Raw genomic sequence first — 18416 nt, forward strand, 5'->3', positions numbered from 1 at the left:
ACCCGTGTCTGGGGGTCACCGGCCGCTGCTAGGCTGATGCACCGTCAGGCATCCTTTAACGATCCGTCCAGCGAGGCGGAGAAGGAGGTCGCAGTATGGCCATGTCCGAAGACGGGTCGCCGGTATCCACGCCCGGTCCGGCCCGCGAATTGCTCTCCGCAGCCGACGTCGGCCGCACCGTCGCCCGCATCGCGCACCAGATCATCGAGAAGACCGCGCTCGACGCCCCCGAGGGCGAGGCACCCCGCGTCGTCCTCGTCGGTATCCCCACCCGCGGCACCACCCTCGCGCACCGGCTCGCCGAACGCATCGCCGAGTTCTCCGGGGTGACCGTGCCCGTCGGCTCCCTCGACATCACCCTCTACCGCGACGACCTGCGCACCAAGCCGCACCGGCCGCTCGAGCGCACGTCGGTGCCCGAAGGCGGCGTCGAGGACGCCCTCGTCGTCCTCGTCGACGACGTCCTGTTCTCCGGCCGCTCGGTGCGCGCCGCGCTCGACGCCCTGCGCGACCTCGGCCGGCCCCGCGCCGTGCAGCTCGCCGTCCTGGTCGACCGCGGCCACCGCGAACTGCCGCTGCGCGCCGACTACGTCGGCAAGAATGTCCCCACCGCCCGCGCCGAGGACGTGCGGGTCCTGCTCACCGAGCAGGACGACCGCGACGCCGTGGTGATCTCCGGAGGCAAGATTTCGTGAAGCACCTGCTCTCCATCGCGGACCTGACCGAGGCGTCCGCGACCGAGCTTCTCGACGAGGCCGAACGGTTCGAACAGGCGCTGCTCGGCCGTGAGGTGCGCAAGCTGCCGACCCTGCGGGGCCGCACCGTGATGACGGTGTTCTTCGAGAACTCCACTCGCACCCGGGTCTCGTTCGAGGTCGCCGGCAAGTGGATGAGCGCGGACGTGATCAACGTCAGCGCCTCGAGCTCGTCGGTCGCCAAGGGCGAATCGCTGCGCGACACCGCGCTGACCCTGCACGCCGCCGGCGCGGACGCGTTGATCGTGCGGCACCCCGCCTCGGGCGCCGCGCACCGCATCGCCGACTGGACCGGCGACGGCAACGGCGGCGGGCCGGCGGTGATCAACGCCGGCGACGGCACCCACGAACACCCCACGCAGGCCCTGCTCGACGCGCTGACCCTCCGGCAGCGGCTCGGGTCGATCGCCGGCCGGCGCATCGGGATCGTCGGCGACATCCTGCACAGCCGTGTCGCCCGCTCCAACGCGCTGCTGCTGTCCACGCTCGGCGCCGAGGTGGTGCTGGTCGCGCCCCGCACGCTGCTGCCGGTGGGCGTGGAGACCTGGCCGGTGACCGTGTCGCACTCGCTCGACGCCGAACTGCCCGGCCTCGACGCGGTGCTCATGCTGCGGGTGCAGGCCGAACGCATGAACGGCGGGTTCTTCCCGTCGGCGCGCGAGTACTCGATCGGATACGGGTTGTCGGAGAAGCGGCTGGCGATGCTCGGCGAGCACGCCGTGGTGCTGCACCCCGGTCCGATGCTGCGCGGCATGGAGATCGCCTCCGCGGTCGCCGACGCCCCGCAGACCGCGGTGCTGCAGCAGGTGAGCAACGGCGTGCACGTGCGCATGGCCGTGCTGTTCCGTCTGCTCGTCGGCACGGAGAGCGCGATCGCATGACCGGCTCGCACGCGGATCGCGCAGCCGCGCAGGATACGAAGAACACTGGGACAGGAGAAGATTCGGTGTCGCCGCAGGTGCTCATCCGCAATGTGCTCGTCTACGGGGAGGGCGCGCCGACCGACGTGCTGCTCGGCGACGAGCAGATCCTCGGGATCGGGACCGACCTCGATGCCGGCTCCGACGCCGAGGTGATCGACGGCGCCGGACGGGTCCTGCTGCCCGGCTTCGTCGACCTGCACACGCACCTGCGCGAGCCCGGCCGCGAGGACACCGAGACCATCGACACCGGATCCGCCGCGGCGGCGCTCGGCGGCTACACCGCGGTGTTCGCGATGGCCAACACCGACCCCGTCGCGGACTCCGTCGTCGTCACCGACCACGTGTGGCGGCGCGGGCAGGAGGTCGGCCTCGTCGATGTGCACCCCGTCGGCGCCGTCACCGTCGGCCTCGCGGGCAAGCAACTCGCGGAGATGGGCACCATGGCCGCCGGCGTCGGCCGCGTCCGGATGTTCTCCGACGACGGGCACTGCGTGTACGACCCGCTCATCATGCGCCGGGCGCTCGAGTACTCGAGTTCGCTCGGGGTGCTCATCGCCCAGCACGCCGAGGAACCGCGGCTGACCGCCGGAGCCGTCGCCCACGAGGGCCCCACCGCGGCGCGCCTCGGCCTGGCCGGCTGGCCGCGCGCGGCCGAGGAGTCCATCGTCGCGCGCGACGCCCTGCTCGCCCGGGACGCCGGAGCCCGCGTGCACATCTGTCACGCCTCCACCGCCGGCACCGTCGAGCTGGTGAAATGGGCCAAGGCGCAAGGGATCCCGATCACCGCCGAGGTCACCCCGCACCACCTCCTGCTGGACGATTCGCGGCTCGAGACGTACGACGGCGTCAACCGCGTCAACCCGCCGCTGCGTGAGCGCTCCGACGTCGAGGCGCTGCGCCGCGGCCTGGCCGAGGGCGTGCTCGACTGCGTCGCCACCGACCATGCCCCGCATGCCGAGCAGGACAAGTGCTGCGAGTTCTCCCAGGCCCGTCCCGGCATGCTCGGCCTCGAGACGGCCCTGTCGATCGTCGTCGAGACGATGGTCCGCCCCGGGCTGCTGGACTGGCGCGGCGTCGCGAAGGTGATGAGCGAACGGCCCGCCGAGATCGTCGGCCTCGACGACCAGGGGCGGCCCCTCGAGGTGGGGGAGCCGGCCAACGTGGTGCTCGTCGACCCCGACGCCGAGTGGACGGTGCGCGGACCGGAGCTGGCCTCGGTCGCGCACAACACGCCGTACGAGGCGATGACCCTGCCCGGCAAGGTCGTCGCGACCGTGCTGCGCGGTCGGATCACCGCGCTCGACGGCACGGTCCGGCCGGCCACCGGAAGCGGGGTGCGGTGATGGACCGCGTGTTGCTCACGCTCGGCTTCGTCGCCCTGTGGGTGGTGCTGGCCCTGCTGATGTGGAAGGGCTGGCGCGGCCGCGGCCGACGCCAGGCCGATGCCGTCGGTGCCCTCCCGCCGGTGCCGGCCGAGCTGGGGGAGCGGCTGGTGGCCCCGAGCACAGGCCTGTACGTGGGCAGCACCCTCGCGCCGAGCTGGCAGGACCGGATCGCCGTCGGCGACCTCGGCCACCGCGCGGCGGGCGAGCTCAGCCGCTACCGCGCCGGAGTGCTGCTCGAACGCGACGGCGCCTCGCCGATCTGGATCCCGCAGGACTCGATCCGGGCGATCCGCACCGAACGGGGCCTCGCGGGGAAGGTGATGTCCAAGGACGGTGTGCTGGTGATCCGCTGGCAGCTGCCCTCCGGCACCGAGATCGACACGGGATTCCGCGGCGACGACAAGACCATCTACCCCCTGTGGGTGCAGGAGACGAACGAGAATTACCGGGACAGTGAAAGCTAGGACGACAGCCTGGACGGCTGGTACAGCGACGACGGTACGCGAGATTTCGGCTGATGCGGCGAGCTCCGGTGAGGTCGAGCAGAACGGAGAGAACGCATGAGCGGCAACAACTTCGACACGGACACCGCGATCCTGGTGCTCGAGGACGGGCGCACGTTCCGCGGCACCGTCTTCGGTGCGGTGGGGCAGACCCTCGGCGAGGCCGTGTTCAGCACCGGCATGACCGGCTACCAGGAGACCCTCACCGACCCGAGCTACCACCGGCAGATCGTGGTCTCCACGGCCCCGCAGATCGGCAACACCGGGTGGAACACCGAGGACAACGAGTCCGTCGGGCCCACCGGTGACCCCGCCGGCGCGAAGATCTGGGTCGCCGGCTACGTCGTGCGCGACCCGTCGCGCCGCACCTCGAGCTGGCGCGCGTCCGGCTCCCTGCAGGACGAGCTCGAGCGGCAGCACATCGTCGGCATCGCCGGGATCGACACCCGCGCCCTGGTGCGGCACCTGCGCACCCGCGGCTCGATGCGGGCGGGCGTCTTCTCCGGTGATGCCCTCGCCGACGAGCAGACCCTGCTGGATCGGGTGCGGAGCCAGCCGTCGATGCTCGGCGCCGACCTGGCCGGCGAGGTCACCACCACGAGCGGCTACGTCGTCGAGCCCGACGGCGAGGCCCGCTTCACCGTCGCCGCGATCGACCTCGGGATCAAGACCAACACCCCGCGGATGTTCGCCCAGCGCGGCATGCGCGTGCACGTGCTGCCGTCCACCGCGACGCTGCACGACATCCTGGACCTGAAGGCCGACGGGGTCTTCCTCTCGAACGGCCCCGGCGACCCGGCCACCGCGGACGGCGCGGTGCACCTGACCAAGGAGGTGCTCGGGCAGGGGCTGCCGCTGTTCGGCATCTGTTTCGGCAACCAGATCCTCGGCCGCGCCCTCGGCCTGGGCACCTACAAGATGAAGTTCGGCCACCGCGGCATCAACATCCCCGTGATCGAGCACGAGACCGGCCGCATCGCCATCACCGCCCAGAACCACGGCTTCGCTCTCGAGGGCGAAGCGGGGCAGGAGTTCGACACGCCCTACGGCCGGGCCGTGATCAGCCACACCTGCGCCAACGACGGCGCCGTCGAGGGCGTGCGCCTGCTCGACGGGTCCGCCTTCTCCGTGCAGTACCACCCCGAGGCGGCGGCCGGCCCGCACGACGCCTCCTACCTGTTCGACCGGTTCACCAGCATACTCGAGGGAGAGAAGAACTAAATGCCACGCCGTACCGATCTCTCCCACATCCTCGTCATCGGCTCCGGCCCGATCGTCATCGGCCAGGCCTGCGAGTTCGACTACTCCGGCACGCAGGCGTGCCGGGTGCTGCGCGAGGAGGGCCTGCGGGTCTCCCTCGTCAACTCCAACCCGGCGACGATCATGACCGATCCGGAGTTCGCCGACTCCACCTACGTCGAGCCGATCACCGCCGAGTTCGTCGAGAAGGTCATCGCCGCCGAGCAGGCCAAGGGCACCCCGATCGACGCGGTGCTGGCCACCCTGGGCGGGCAGACCGCGCTCAACACCGCAGTCGCCCTGCACGAGCAGGGCATCCTCGCCAAGTACGACGTCGAGCTCATCGGCGCCGACTTCGACGCCATCCAGCGCGGCGAGGACCGGCAGAAGTTCAAGGACATCGTCGCCAAGTGCGGGGGCGAGTCCGCGCGCTCGCGGGTCTGCTACACGATGGACGAGGTGCGCGACACCGTCGCCGAACTCGGCTACCCCGTCGTGGTGCGCCCGTCGTTCACCATGGGCGGCCTCGGCTCCGGCATGGCCTACGACGAGGCCGATCTCGAGCGCATCGCCGGCGGCGGCCTCGCCGCCTCGCCGACCGCGAACGTGCTCATCGAGGAGTCCATCCTCGGCTGGAAGGAGTACGAGCTCGAGCTCATGCGCGACGGCCGCGACAACGTCGTGATCGTCTGCTCGATCGAGAACGTCGACCCGGTCGGCGTCCACACCGGCGACTCGGTCACCGTCGCGCCGGCGATGACCCTGACCGACCGCGAGTACCAGGAGATGCGCGACCTGTCGATCGCGATCCTGCGCGAGGTCGGCGTCGACACCGGCGGTTGCAACATCCAGTTCGCGATGGATCCGCGCGACGGTCGCCTCGTGGTGATCGAGATGAACCCGCGCGTGTCGCGCTCGTCCGCGCTGGCGTCGAAGGCCACCGGCTACCCGATCGCGAAGATGGCCGCCAAGCTCGCCATCGGCTACACCCTCGACGAGATCGTCAACGACATCACCAGGGAGACGCCGGCCTGCTTCGAGCCGACGCTCGACTACGTCGTCGTCAAGGCCCCGCGGTTCGCGTTCGAGAAGTTCCCCGGCGCCGACGGCACCCTGACCACCACCATGAAGTCGGTGGGTGAGGCCATGTCCATCGGCCGCAACTTCACCGAGGCGTTCGGCAAGGTCCTGCGGTCGCTCGAGACCAAGCGGTCCGGGTTCTGGACCGGCCCCGAGGTCGAGACGGAAGATCTCGGCAGCCTGCTCGAGGAGCTGAAGGTCCCGCACGACGGCCGCTTCTACGGCATCGCCAAGGCCTTCGAGCTCGGCGCCACCGTCGAGCAGCTGTTCGACGCCACCAAGATCGACCCGTGGTTCCTCGACCAGATCCAGCAGATCGTCGAGCTGGGGGAGAAGGTGCGCGCCGCCGGGACGTTCGGTGCGCGGGAACTGCGCTTCGCCAAGCACCACGGTTTCTCCGACCGGCAGCTCGCGGCGCTGCGCCCCGAACTCGGCGACGAGGACGCGGTGCGTGCCCTGCGCGAGCAGCTCGGCGTGCACCCGGTGTACAAGACCGTCGACACCTGCGCCGCCGAGTTCGAGGCCAGGACCCCGTACCACTACTCGACGTACGAGCTCGACCCGGACGCCGAGACCGAGGTCGCCGAGCAGCACGAGCGGCCGAAGGTGCTCATCCTCGGCTCGGGCCCCAACCGCATCGGCCAGGGCATCGAGTTCGACTACTCGTGCGTGCACGCCGCCCTGACCCTGTCGCAGGCCGGCTACGAGACCGTCATGGTCAACTGCAACCCCGAAACGGTCTCGACCGACTACGACACCGCCGACCGCCTCTACTTCGAGCCGCTCACCTTCGAGGACGTCCTCGAGGTGTACCGGGCCGAGTCGCAGTCCGGCACCGTCGCCGGCGTCATCGTCCAGCTCGGCGGCCAGACCCCGCTCGGGCTCGCGCGGCGGCTGAAGGCTGCCGGGGTGCCGATCGTCGGCACCAGCCCGGAGGCCATCGATCTGGCCGAGGACCGTGGCGAGTTCGGCCGGGTGCTCACCGAGGCGGGCCTGCCGGCGCCGAAGTTCGGCACCGCCACCACCTTCGAGGGCGCCCGTGAGATCGCCGCCGGCATCGGCTACCCGGTGCTGGTCCGCCCGTCCTACGTGCTCGGCGGGCGCGGCATGGAGATCGTCTACGACGAGACGGCGCTCGAGAACTACATCTCCCGCGCCACCGAGATCTCCGAGGACCGCCCGGTGCTGGTCGACCGCTTCCTCGACGACGCGGTCGAGATCGACGTCGACGCTCTGTGCGACGGCACCGACGTCTACATCGGCGGCATCATGGAGCACATCGAGGAGGCCGGCATCCACTCCGGCGACTCGTCGTGTGCGCTGCCGCCGATCACCCTCGGCCGCTCCGATCTCGAGAACGTGCGCCGCTCCACCGAGGCCCTCGCGCGCGGCATCGGCGTCAAGGGCCTGCTCAACGTGCAATACGCCCTCAAGGACGACATCCTCTACGTGCTCGAGGCCAACCCGCGCGCCTCCCGCACCGTGCCGTTCGTCTCGAAGGCCACCGCAGTACAGCTCGCCAAGGCCTGCGCCCGGGTCATGATGGGCGAAACCATCGCCGACCTGCGCGCCGAGGGCATTCTGCCCGCCCACGGCGACGGCGGGCACGCCCCGGCCGACGCTCCCGTCGCGGTGAAGGAGGCGGTGCTGCCGTTCAACCGGTTCCGCCGCGCCGACGGCACCGGCATCGACTCGCTGCTCAGCCCGGAGATGAAGTCCACCGGCGAGGTCATGGGCATCGACGACGACTTCGGCACCGCGTTCGCCAAGAGCCAGACCGCCGCCTACGGGTCGCTGCCCACCTCCGGCTCGGTGTTCGTCTCGGTCGCCAACAAGGACAAGCGGTCGCTGATCTTCCCCGTCAAGCGGCTCGCCGACCTCGGCTTCCGGGTGCTCGCCACGATCGGCACCGCGGAGGTGCTGCGCCGCAACGGCATCCCGTGCGAGCACGTGTACAAGGTGTCGGAGGAGGAGCGGCCCGAGGGGGCACACACCATCGTCGAGAAGATCCGCGCCGGCGAGGTCGACATGGTGATCAACACCCCGTGGGGCAATTCCGGGCCGCGCATCGACGGCTACGAGATCCGCACCGCCGCCGTCGCCGCGAACATCCCGTGCATCACCACCGTGCAGGGTGCCTCCGCGGCCGTCCAGGGCATCGAGGCCGCCATCCGTGGCGACATCGGGGTCCGCTCGCTGCAGGAGATGCACGCCGGGCTCCGCGAGGACGCGGCGGCGGAGTCCGCCGGCGTCGGCGGCCTGCCCGACGGCACCACGGGCCCGGCGTCGTGACGACGTTCGGGCAGCGCCTGCACGCGGCCCTCGCCGAGCGCGGGCCGCTGTGCGTCGGCATCGACCCGCACCCGGAACTGCTCACCGACTGGGGGCTGACGGTCGACGTCGCGGGTCTCGAGCGGTTCGCGGAGGCGTGCGTCGACGCCTTCGCCGGGCAGGTGGCCGTGGTCAAGCCGCAGGTCGCGTTCTTCGAGGCGTTCGGTTCCGCGGGCATCGCGGTGCTCGAACGCACCGTCGCGGCGCTGCGGGGCACCGGCACCCTCGTCCTCGCGGACGCCAAGCGCGGCGACATCGGTTCGACGATGGACGCCTACGCCCGCACGTGGCTGACCGACGCGTCCCCGCTCGGGTCCGACGCGGTCACCGTCTCGCCGTACCTGGGGTTCGGGTCGCTCGAGCCGGCGCTGCGCCGCACCGCCGACGGGCGCGGGGTGTTCGTCCTCGCGGCCACCTCCAACCCGGAGGGGGCGCAGGTGCAGCACGCGCGCGTCGCCGACGGGCGCAGCGTCGCGCAGGTGATGGTCGACGAGGCCGCGGCCCGCAACGCCGGCGCCGACACCCTCGGCTCGGTGGGTGTCGTCGTCGGGGCGACCCTCACCCGGGCGCCGGACCTGAGCGCGCTGCACGGGCCGATCCTGATGCCCGGCGTGGGCGCCCAGGGCGGCACCGCCGACGACGTGCGCCGTCTGGCGGGCGAGCACCTCGACGCCGTCGTGCCGAACGTCTCCCGCGAGGTGCTGCGGGCGGGCCCGACGGTCGCGGCGCTGCGCGGCGCCGTGGCCCGCACCGTGGACTCGTTCGCCTTCCTGCGGGCCTGACCGGCCCCGCACCGCCACCTCCGGCTCGGCCCGGATCCGATTCCCGGATCCGGGCCGAATGTCCGTTCCGATGCAGGTGGGAGCGCCCCGACACGCTCGCGCGCGGAAATTTTTCCGATCCGTTTCCGGCCGGGACGAGCCGGCGTCGGCGTCGCCTCGCAGGCGGACGCCCGCACCGGCCCGCCACGCCATGCGCAGCGCCTCTACCTGCGGTGATGCCGTGTTCGCCGAGGTGGTGGACGGTGCCCGCGGGGCCCCGCCGGACCGGGCCGGGGACGGCGATCAGGGCGCACTACCGCACGTGTTTTCGAGCCGAAACGGCGGGGGGTGGGTTCGCAATCGTCGTCCGGCGTGAGTACGGTCGCTATCGCCGCTGGTTAACCGGCGGATGAGACTGTTTGCCAACGATGAGACGGAGGAACCGTGGCCCTTCCCCAGCTGACCGACGAGCAGCGCGCCGCTGCTCTGGAGAAGGCGGCTGCTGCCCGTCGCGCCCGGGCTGAGCTCAAGGACCGCCTGAAGCGCGGCGGCACCGACCTCAAGCAGGTCCTGGCCGATGCCGAGAACGACGAGATCCTCGGCAAGATGAAGGTGTCCGCCCTGCTCGAGGCCCTGCCGAAGGTGGGCAAGGTCAAGGCGCAGGAAATCATGACCGAGCTCGAGATCGCCCCGACGCGTCGCCTGCGCGGCCTGGGCGACCGTCAGCGCAAGGCGCTGCTCGCCAGGTTCGACTTCGACGCCTGAGCGACCGGTGGTAGCTGACGCACACACCGTGTCGGACAGCGGTTCCACGACGCGGAGGGGCCGGCTGGTGGTGCTGGCCGGCCCCTCCGCCGTCGGGAAGTCGACCGTTGTCCGCCGGCTCCGCAGCCGGGTGCCCGACCTGCTGTTCAGCGTGTCGGCCACCACCCGCGATCCCCGGCCCGGCGAGGTGAACGGGGTGGACTATCACTTCGTCAGCCGCGACGACTTCGATCGGATGATCGAGTCCGGGGACCTGCTCGAGTGGGCCGAGATCCACGGCGGTCTGCAACGCTCGGGCACTCCCGCGGGGCCCGTGCGGGACGCGCTCGCCTCGGGACGCCCCGTGCTCGTCGAGGTGGACCTCACCGGCGCCCGGTCCGTGCGCGCCGCCATGCCGGAGGCCGTGCTGGCCTTCCTGGCGCCGCCGAGCTGGGATGTGCTGGTCGCCCGACTCACCGGCCGTGGCACCGAATCGGACGAGGTCGTCCGCCGCCGGCTCGAGACCGCCCGGACCGAACTCGACGCGCGCGACGAGTTCGACACGGTGATCGTGAACGAGGACGTCGACCGCGCCTGCGACGAATTGGTATCCTTGTTGGTCGGTCCCCGCGACGATCCCGCCGACCGTCCGCGGCCGATCACCACATCCCCGGCCTCGACCCCGAACCCCGGACCCCGCCAGAGCTCCGGAACGACACAGGAGAATACCGAGTGAGCAGCACCCAAGCAGCCGTGTCCGACACCGCCGGGCACGACCTGCCGGCCTACGACACCCCGCTGGGCATCACCAACCCGCCCATCGACGAGCTGCTCGAGCGCACCTCCTCGAAGTACGCGCTGGTGATCTACGCGGCCAAGCGCGCCCGGCAGATCAACGACTACTACAACCAGCTCGGCGACGGCATTCTCGAGTACGTCGGCCCGCTCGTCGAGCCGGGCCTGCAGGAGAAGCCGCTGTCGATCGCGCTGCGGGAGATCCACGCAGACCTGCTCGAGCACGCCGAAGGCGAGTGAGCCAGCGCGCCGCGGGCACCGCGGACCACTCGGAATTCGGGCAGCGCCGCCGCGTCGTCATCGGCGTCGGCGGCGGCATCGCCGCGTACAAGGCCTGTGCGCTGATCCGCGCCTTCACCGAGAGCGGACACCACGTACGGGTCATCCCGACCGACTCGGCGCTCGAGTTCGTCGGCCGCGCCACCTTCGAGGCCCTGTCCGGCAACCCCGTGCACACCGGCGTGTTCGCCGACGTGCCGCAGGTGCCGCACGTGCGGCTCGGGCAGGAGGCCGACCTCGTCGTCGTCGCCCCCGCCACCGCCGACCTGATGGCCCGCGCCGCCCACGGCCGCGCCGACGACCTGCTCACCGCCACGCTGCTCACCGCGCGGTGCCCGGTCGTGTTCGCGCCGGCGATGCACACCGAGATGTGGGAACACCCCGCGACGGTGGACAACGTCGCCACCCTGCGCCGTCGCGGCGTCGTCGTCGTCGAGCCCGCCTCCGGCCGGCTCACCGGGCACGACACCGGCGCCGGCCGGCTGCCCGAGCCCGACGAGATCTTCGGCCTGGCGTCGCTGCTGCTCGAACGGCCCGACGCGTTGCCGCGGGACCTGACCGGCCGGCGCATCGTCGTCTCCGCCGGCGGCACCCGCGAACCGCTGGACCCGGTCCGGTTCCTCGGCAACCGCAGCTCCGGCAAGCAGGGCTACGCCCTCGCCCGGCTGGCCGCCCAGCGCGGCGCCGACGTCACCCTCGTCGCCGGGGCCGTGGCCGGCCTGGCCGACCCCGCCGCGGTGGACGTGGTGCGGGTGCAGACCGCCGCCCAGATGCAGGCCGCGGTCACCAAGCACGCCGCCGGCGCCGATGCGGTCGTCATGTCCGCGGCCGTCGCCGACTTCCGGCCCACCACCTTCGCCACCAGCAAGATCAAGAAGGGCCGGGGTGAGCCGGACGCGATCGCGCTGACCAAGAACGAGGACATCCTCGCCGGGCTGGTGACCGCCCGCACCGAGGGCACGCTGCCGGCCAGCACCGTCATCGTCGGCTTCGCCGCCGAAACGGGCGACGCCGAGGGCGACGTCCTCACCCACGCCCGCGCCAAGCTGGCCCGCAAGGGCTGCGACCTGCTGGTCGTGAACGCCGTCGGCGACGGGAAGGCGTTCGAGGTCGACCACAACGACGGCTGGTTGCTGGCCGCGGACGGTTCCGAGACCGCCCTCGCGCACGGCTCCAAGGCGCTGATGGCCAGTCGTGTCCTCGACGCACTGCGGCCGCTGCTGGCGCCGGAACGTCCGTGACCCCCGGGGCGGCGCGCCCGTGACCCCCGGGGCGGCGCGCCCGTGACCCCCGGGGCGGCGCGCCCGTGACCCCCGGGGCGGCGCGCCCGTGAGCGAAAGTCTCGCGCCGGCGCGACCGGAACAGTAGCGTCGCCCATATCGTTGACATCAGTTCGTTCGTTCGAGCTAGACACAACCAGTCGAGAGGGAGTTCCGTGAGCAAGACCGGCGGTCGGCTTTTCACCAGTGAGTCCGTGACGGAGGGGCACCCGGACAAGATCTGTGACGCGATCAGCGACTCCGTCCTCGACGCGCTGCTCACCGAAGACCCTCGCGCCCGTGTCGCGGTCGAGACCCTCGTGACCACGGGGCAGGTGCACGTGGTCGGCGAGGTCACCACCTCGGCGTACGCGGACATCCCGAAGATCGTGCGCGACCGGGTCCTCGAGATCGGGTACGACTCGTCCTCGAAGGGTTTCGACGGCAACTCCTGCGGGGTGAACATCGCTATCGGCGCGCAGTCCCCGGAGATCGCCGGCGGCGTCGACGTCTCGCACGAGGCGCGTTCCGGGGTGCTCACCGACGACGAGGTGGCGCTGCAGGGCGCCGGCGACCAGGGCCTGATGTTCGGCTACGCCTGCTCGGACACCCCGGAACTGATGCCGCTGCCCATCGCGCTGGCCCACCGGCTCTCGCGCCGGCTCACCGAGGTCCGCAAGACCGGGGTGCTGCCGTACCTGCGGCCGGACGGCAAGACCCAGGTCACCATCGAGTACGACGGTGACCGGCCGGTGCGGCTGGACACGGTGGTGATCTCCACCCAGCACGCGGCGGACATCGACCTGAACAACCTGCTCACCCCGGATCTGCGCACCCACGTCGTCGAGGCGGTGCTGGCGGATCCGAGCCTGGCCGGGCTCGACACCGCCGAGGTGCGGCTGCTGGTGAACCCGTCCGGGTCGTTCGTGCTCGGCGGCCCGATGGGCGATGCGGGCCTGACCGGCCGCAAGATCATCGTCGACACCTACGGCGGCATGGCCCGTCACGGTGGCGGCGCGTTCTCGGGCAAGGACCCGTCGAAGGTGGACCGCTCGGCGGCCTACGCGATGCGCTGGGTGGCCAAGACCGCCGTGGCAGCGGGCCTGGCCGGCCGGCTCGAGGTGCAGGTGGCGTACGCGATCGGCAAGGCCGCCCCGGTGGGGCTGTTCGTCGAGACCTTCGGCACCGAGAAGACCGACCCGGCGCGGATCCAGCAGGCGATCACCGAGGTGTTCGATCTGCGGCCCGGCGCGATCATCCGGGACCTGGACCTGCTGCGTCCGATCTACGCGCAGACCGCCGCGTACGGGCACTTCGGCCGCACCGACATCGACCTGCCGTGGGAGAACACCGACCGGGCCGAGAAGCTGCGCGCCGCCGCCGGTCTGTAACCCGCCCCGTCAGGGGTCCGGGTGGCCACCGACAGGACCGCCGCCGAGACGGATCCGGTGGCGCGGATCCTGCCGCTGCTGCCGCTGCCGCATCTCGACCGCGAGTTCGACTATCTGATCCCGCGTGAGCTCGATGCCGAGGCGCGGGTGGGCGTGCGGGTGCGCGTCCGGTTCGCCGGCCGGCTCGTCGACGGCTTCCTGCTGGCCCGGGCCCCGAGCAGCGAGCACACCGGCCGGCTCGGCTGGCTCGACCGGATCGTCTCCCCGGAAGTCGTGCTGACCCCGGAGATCGCCGCCCTCGCCGACGCGGTCGCCGCCCGCTACGCCGGCACCCGCGCCGACGTGCTGCGGCTGGCGGTGCCGCCGCGGCACGCGCGGGTCGAGGCGGAGGACCCGCCGCCCGCTGCACCGCCCGCCGCGCCGGAGGTCGACCGGGCCGCCTGGGCCCGGTACCGGCACGGCGAGAACTTCCTCGACGCCCTCGCCGCCGGCCGCACCCCCCGCGCGGCCTGGCAGGCGCTGCCGGGGGAGGACTGGCCCCGCCGCCTGGCCGAACTCGCCGCGTCGGTCGCCGCCACCGGGCACGCCGCGGTGCTCGTGGTACCCGATCAGCGCGACCTCGACCGGGTCGTGGCGACCTGCACCGACCTCGCCGGCGCCGACTGCGTCGTCGGGCTCGCCGCAGGGCTCGGTCCGGCCGTGCGCTACCGGCGCTGGCTCGCCGCGTTGCGCGGCACCGCCCGCATCGTCGTCGGGACCCGGGCCGCGGTGTTCGCCCCCACCCCGGCCCTCGGGCTGATCGTGGTGTGGGACGACGGCGACGACCTGCACTCCGAGCCGCGCGCGCCGTACCCGCACGCGCGGGAGGTGGCGCTGCTGCGGGCCCACGCCGCCGGCGCCGCCGTCGTCCTGGCCGGGCACGCCCGCACCGCCGAGACCCAGGCCCTCGTCGACGCAGGGTGGGCTCACGACCTCTCCGCGCCCCGCGACGTCGTCCGGGCCTGCGCTCCGAAGATCACTGCGCTCGCCGACAGCGACCAGGCGCTCGCACGCGATCCCGCCGCCCGCGCCGCCCGCCTGCCGGCCATCGCGTTCGCCGCCGCCCGCGCCGCCCTGAAGGCCGACCGGGGGGTGCTGGTGCAGGTGCCACGCCGCGGCTACGTGCCCGCGCTGGCGTGCGCCAAGTGCCGGACCCCGGCCCGCTGCCGGCACTGCAACGGCCCGCTCGCGTTGCCGCAGGCGGCCGGCCCGGACGGCGCCGCGACGCCCGCCTGCCGGTGGTGCGGCATCACCGACGCCACCCATCGTTGCCACGCGTGCGGCGCCCGCGCGCTGCGCGCCGTCGTGGTCGGCGCCGGGCGCACCGCGGAGGAACTCGGCCGGGCCTTTCCCGGTGTCCCGGTGGTCACCTCCGGCGGGGCGGAGGTCAAGGCCACCGCCCCGGAGGGGCCTGCGCTCGTCGTCGCCACCGTGGGTGCCGAGCCCGTCACCGCCGGCGGGTACGGCGCGGCGCTGCTGCTCGACGGGTGGGCGCTGCTCGGCCGCGCGGACCTGCGGGCCGCCGAGGAGACGATGCGCCGCTGGCTCACCGCGTCGTCGCTGGTGCGGCCCTTCGCCGACGGCGGCCAGGTCGTCGTCGTGGCCGACTCCGGCATTCCCACCGTGCAGGCGCTGGTGCGGTGGGACCCGATCGGGCACGCGCAGTCCCAGCTCGCCGAGCGCGCCGAGGTCGGTTTCCCGCCCGCGGTGCACATGGCCGCGGTCGACGGCACCGCGGCCGCGGTCGCCGACCTGCTGGCCGCCGCGACGCTGCCGCCGGAGGCGGAGGTGCTCGGTCCGGTGCCGTTGCCGCCGGGGGAGCGGTTACCGTTCGGGGCCGACGATCCCGAGCCGGACGAGGTGCAGCGCATGGTGATCCGAGTGCCGCGCGGTCGGGGCCTCGCCCTCGGCCGGGCGTTGCGCGAGGCGCAGGCCGCCCGCAGTGCCCGCCGTGGTGAGGGCGCGCTGCGGGTGCAGATCGATCCGCTGCGCATCGGGTGACGGCCGTCGTCTCTCCCGGCCGGGACGGTGCGCGCCGGCTGTGTCCCGCCCGGCCGGGTGCCCCGAGAGGGCGAGGACCCTGCCGTGCGACAGGACGGCAGAACCGCCCGCCACCTGCAGAAAGACGGCATGCCGCGAGAGGGTGACTGTGTCACGATAAATCACAGGGGCAGGGTCGATCCTGGTGAACCGAACCAGTGGCGGACGGTGCGGACCGGCACGGGCGGACCGGAAGGGAGGGGCCGTGAACGGCACACGCAGGATCGTTGCAGCGCTGGCCGGTGCGGCGGCCGTGGCCGCCGTGTCCGTCACCGGCGCGGGCGCCGCGCCCTCGGGATCGACAGCGTTCGTGCCCGTCACCCCGGGCCCCGTCGCCACCACGCATGCCCAGGCCGCCGGCTACGCCGAAGACCACCCCGGGGCGGCGCCGGCGCGGTCGAACGACTTCGGGTGCGTGCCCGCACCGGACCATCCGCGGCCGGTGGTCCTCGCCCACGGCACCGACTCCAACTCCTACTCGGACTGGGCCGCGGTCGCCCCGATGCTCGCCGACGCCGGCTGGTGCGTCTTCGCTCTCGACTACGGAAAGGCCGACGGTGCCGACGACTACGGCACCGGGGACATCCGGGTCAGCGCCGCGCAGCTCGGCGGGTTCGTCGAGCGTGTGCGCGCCGACACCGGCGCCGACAAGGTCGATCTCCTCGGCTACTCGCAGGGCGCCACCGTCGCGCGGTACTACGTCAACCGCCTCGGCGGATCGGCCGTCGTGGACCGCTGGGTGGGCGTGGCCTCGCCGAGCTACGGTGGCACCTTCTACGGGCTCGGCACCGCGGCAGTGGCCGCTCCCGGCGCCACCGACGCGGTCGAGGACTTCTTCTCGGTGGCCCTCGCGCAGCAACTGCAGGGTTCGGAACTGCTCACCGAACTCAACACCCCGGTCGACACCGTTCCCGGCGTCCGCTACACCACCATCGGATCCCGCGTCGACGAGGTCATCCAGCCGTCCACCAACGTGGCGCTGCGCGGACCCGGGGCGGTCAACCTGATGATCCAGGACCTGTGCCCACCGGATCAGACCGGGCACTTCAACATGGTGTACGACCCGTTCTCGCTCACCGTGATCCGGCACGCGCTCGCCCCCGAGCGGTACGCCCTCGGCGAGTGCGTCCCGGTGCCGCTCGGCACGGGCATCCCCGAACTGATCATCGAGAGCAACTCCTGACCCGATCCGCCCCCGGGGCGTGCCCGGTGCCCCGATCATGGGTATGCGGGCGGCACGAGCCCCTGCGGACGACGGTCACCGGCGCCCGGGACAGCGCGCCGAAGGGAGGTAGCGGTGAACCCCCCCTCGCTTCCGGGACGCGCTCTCGCGGTGATGCGGGCGCCGCAGCTGGTGTCGCCGCGCCAGTACCTCCGGGTGGCCGCGCGGTGCGTGTACCTCGCTGCGCTGATCGGCACCGTCGTCACGATGGGCATCCCCGCCGACCGGGTGTACCAGGCGGCCTGGATCGTCGCCGGGCTGATCGCCTTCGCGATCGACCGGCCGTGGCGCGGGCACGTGCGCGTCGTCGTCGACTGGCTGCCCCTGGTCGCGGCGCTCGTGGTCTACGACCACACCCGCGGCATCGCCGACGAACTCGGCCTGCCCGTGCGGGTACACGAACCGGTCGCCGTGGAGAGCTGGCTGTTCGGCGGCACGGTCCCGACGGTGTGGCTGCAGGAACGCCTGCTCGGCGCGGACGGGGAGCGGCCCGGCTGGACCATGATCACCGCCGTCGTCTACACCAGCCATTTTCTCGTGCCGTGGTTGCTCGCGGCCCTGCTGTACCTGTACTCGCGGTCACGCTGGGCCGGGTACATGCGACGGGTGCTGCTCCTGTCGTACTTCGGACTGATCACCTACATCCTCGTGCCGGCGGCCCCACCGTGGTACGCCTCCGAGGTGGGCGTGCTGCCGGACGGCGTCGGGCGGGTCACCGGCTTCGGTTTCGGGGTGGTGCCGATCGACGTCGGCACCCGATGGCTGGAGGCGCAGGGCAACCCGGTCGCCGCGCTGCCGTCGCTGCACTCGGCGTTCGCGCTGCTCGTGGCGGTCGCCCTGTGGCCGATCGCGCGGCGCGGCTGGATGCGGGCGCTGCTGGTGGCGTTCCCGCTCGCCATGGCCTTCACGCTCGTCTACGGAGGCGAACACTACGTGGTCGATGTGCTGCTCGGCTGGGGCTACGTCGGTTTCGCCGCGCTGGCCGCCCGGGCCTGGGAGGCGCGCCGCGGAGCGCGGCTCGCCCCGCAGATCAGTCCACCTGCTCGAGCGGCATCGCCAACGTCACCCAGTCGTGCAGGCCACCGCGGTAGTACGCCAGCGAGGACGCCGGATATCCCGCCTCGAGCAGCTCCCGGATCGCCATCGGGGACTGCGGGCACTGCGGGCCGTTGCAGAACAGGATCGACACCCGGGACGGATCGAGCCGGTCCCGCAGCTCCGTGATCCGGCCGTGCGGCAGGTTGACCGCGCCGGGAATGGACCTGCCCTTGCGCGAGTCCGGGACACGGGTGTCGACGAGCACGGCTCCGTTCGCGACCAGCTCCGTCAGTTCCAGCTCACCGACGGTCACCACCCCGGGCGCGCACTGCAGCGGCTGCAGCTCGCCCCACGTGGTGTCCACCAGGACCACGTCCTGCTCCTGCGCCGCCGGCCAGGGCACGCCCGCGGGGTCCGCCGAGCGCACACGGGGGGACCGTGCCATCCGTTCTCGCGTCTCTGCCATCGGCTCAGCCTATCGACGCTGCACGGCGGTTGCCGGGATTCGTCACGTCCGGCCCGACCCCTCGGGTTCGCGGACGGCTGTCACCGCCCGCAGGCCCGGTCCCTAGACTGAGGGCACCATTCGTCGTCGAGATCCGGGAGCAGCATTCGTGAACAGTTCGGTCGGC

At 72.5% G+C, this 18416-nt stretch carries 15 protein-coding genes and 1 pseudogene; 15 read left to right on the forward strand and 1 reads right to left on the reverse strand.

All coding sequences use genetic code 11. From position 1 onward, the window contains the following. Positions 1-95 precede the first annotated feature (95 nt). The 15 genes from pyrR (at position 96) to ISO16_RS28880 (ending at position 17970) form a co-directional block, all read left to right on the forward strand. A complete protein-coding gene (pyrR, locus tag ISO16_RS02750) occupies positions 96-695 on the forward strand; it encodes a bifunctional pyr operon transcriptional regulator/uracil phosphoribosyltransferase PyrR (RefSeq protein WP_006937623.1) in 600 nt (199 codons plus the stop codon). Further along, the gene (locus ISO16_RS02755; protein WP_006937625.1) at positions 692-1636 is read left to right on the forward strand and encodes an aspartate carbamoyltransferase catalytic subunit; all 945 of its coding nucleotides are present in this window, start codon (positions 692-694) and stop codon (positions 1634-1636) included. The genes pyrR and ISO16_RS02755 overlap by 4 nt, the downstream gene beginning before the upstream one ends. 65 nt (positions 1637-1701) lie before the next feature. Then, on the forward strand, positions 1702-3021 hold the full coding sequence (locus tag ISO16_RS02760; RefSeq protein ID WP_006937633.1) for a dihydroorotase: 1320 nt from the start codon (positions 1702-1704) through the stop codon (positions 3019-3021). Next, on the forward strand, positions 3021-3527 hold the full coding sequence (locus tag ISO16_RS02765; RefSeq protein ID WP_072635223.1) for a PH-like domain-containing protein: 507 nt from the start codon (positions 3021-3023) through the stop codon (positions 3525-3527). Before ISO16_RS02760 ends, ISO16_RS02765 begins: the two co-directional genes overlap by 1 nt. Before the next feature lie 96 nt (positions 3528-3623). Next, complete coding sequence (carA, locus tag ISO16_RS02770) at positions 3624-4787, forward strand: glutamine-hydrolyzing carbamoyl-phosphate synthase small subunit (protein ID WP_072635224.1); 1164 nt, start codon at positions 3624-3626, stop codon at positions 4785-4787. Then, positions 4788-8177: a carbamoyl-phosphate synthase large subunit gene (gene carB, locus ISO16_RS02775; protein WP_006937639.1), complete on the forward strand. Its 3390-nt coding sequence runs from the start codon at positions 4788-4790 to the stop codon at positions 8175-8177. Next, positions 8174-8998 (forward strand): orotidine-5'-phosphate decarboxylase, encoded by an 825-nt coding sequence (pyrF, locus tag ISO16_RS02780; RefSeq protein ID WP_006937640.1) that lies wholly within the window; start codon positions 8174-8176, stop codon positions 8996-8998. The genes carB and pyrF overlap by 4 nt, the downstream gene beginning before the upstream one ends. Positions 8999-9421: 423 nt before the next feature. Beyond that, the gene (mihF, locus tag ISO16_RS02785; RefSeq protein WP_003935409.1) at positions 9422-9742 is read left to right on the forward strand and encodes an integration host factor, actinobacterial type; all 321 of its coding nucleotides are present in this window, start codon (positions 9422-9424) and stop codon (positions 9740-9742) included. A 67-nt stretch (positions 9743-9809) separates the two neighbouring features. Then, the gene (gene gmk, locus ISO16_RS02790) at positions 9810-10457 is read left to right on the forward strand and encodes a guanylate kinase (protein WP_006937649.1); all 648 of its coding nucleotides are present in this window, start codon (positions 9810-9812) and stop codon (positions 10455-10457) included. Beyond that, positions 10454-10756, forward strand: coding sequence for a DNA-directed RNA polymerase subunit omega (gene rpoZ / locus ISO16_RS02795; protein ID WP_003935406.1), 303 nt, complete (start codon positions 10454-10456; stop codon positions 10754-10756). The genes gmk and rpoZ overlap by 4 nt, the downstream gene beginning before the upstream one ends. Further along, on the forward strand, positions 10753-12036 hold the full coding sequence (coaBC, locus tag ISO16_RS02800; protein WP_006937650.1) for a bifunctional phosphopantothenoylcysteine decarboxylase/phosphopantothenate--cysteine ligase CoaBC: 1284 nt from the start codon (positions 10753-10755) through the stop codon (positions 12034-12036). Before rpoZ ends, coaBC begins: the two co-directional genes overlap by 4 nt. A gap of 194 nt (positions 12037-12230) precedes the next feature. Next, positions 12231-13445, forward strand: coding sequence for a methionine adenosyltransferase (gene metK / locus ISO16_RS02805; RefSeq protein ID WP_006937654.1), 1215 nt, complete (start codon positions 12231-12233; stop codon positions 13443-13445). Positions 13446-13466: 21 nt separating this feature from the next. After that, positions 13467-15485, forward strand: a complete 2019-nt coding sequence (locus ISO16_RS02810; protein ID WP_072635226.1) for a primosomal protein N' — start codon at positions 13467-13469, stop codon at positions 15483-15485. Positions 15486-15729: 244 nt separating this feature from the next. After that, the gene (locus ISO16_RS02815; protein WP_006937662.1) at positions 15730-16707 is read left to right on the forward strand and encodes an esterase/lipase family protein; all 978 of its coding nucleotides are present in this window, start codon (positions 15730-15732) and stop codon (positions 16705-16707) included. A gap of 114 nt (positions 16708-16821) precedes the next feature. After that, on the forward strand, positions 16822-17970 hold the full coding sequence (locus tag ISO16_RS28880; protein WP_029543608.1) for a phosphatase PAP2 family protein: 1149 nt from the start codon (positions 16822-16824) through the stop codon (positions 17968-17970). Here ISO16_RS28880 and ISO16_RS28575 read toward each other — a convergent pair. Further along, positions 17870-18250: pseudogene (locus ISO16_RS28575) on the reverse strand (rhodanese-like domain-containing protein); the annotation flags it as partial. The gene ISO16_RS28880 and the pseudogene ISO16_RS28575 overlap by 101 nt on opposite strands. Positions 18251-18416: the final 166 nt, after the last annotated feature.

This window comes from Rhodococcus sp. M8 (genome assembly GCF_015654185.1).
Taxonomy (GTDB): Bacteria; Actinomycetota; Actinomycetes; order Mycobacteriales; family Mycobacteriaceae; genus Rhodococcus; species Rhodococcus aetherivorans.

Coding starts and splice junctions, on each gene's coding strand:
- pyrR (WP_006937623.1), top strand. CDS start 96: ATGGCCATGTCCGAAGACGGGTCGCCGGTATCCACGCCCGGTCCGGCC.
- ISO16_RS02765 (WP_072635223.1), top strand. CDS start 3,021: ATGGACCGCGTGTTGCTCACGCTCGGCTTCGTCGCCCTGTGGGTGGTG.
- carA (WP_072635224.1), top strand. CDS start 3,624: ATGAGCGGCAACAACTTCGACACGGACACCGCGATCCTGGTGCTCGAG.
- carB (WP_006937639.1), top strand. CDS start 4,788: ATGCCACGCCGTACCGATCTCTCCCACATCCTCGTCATCGGCTCCGGC.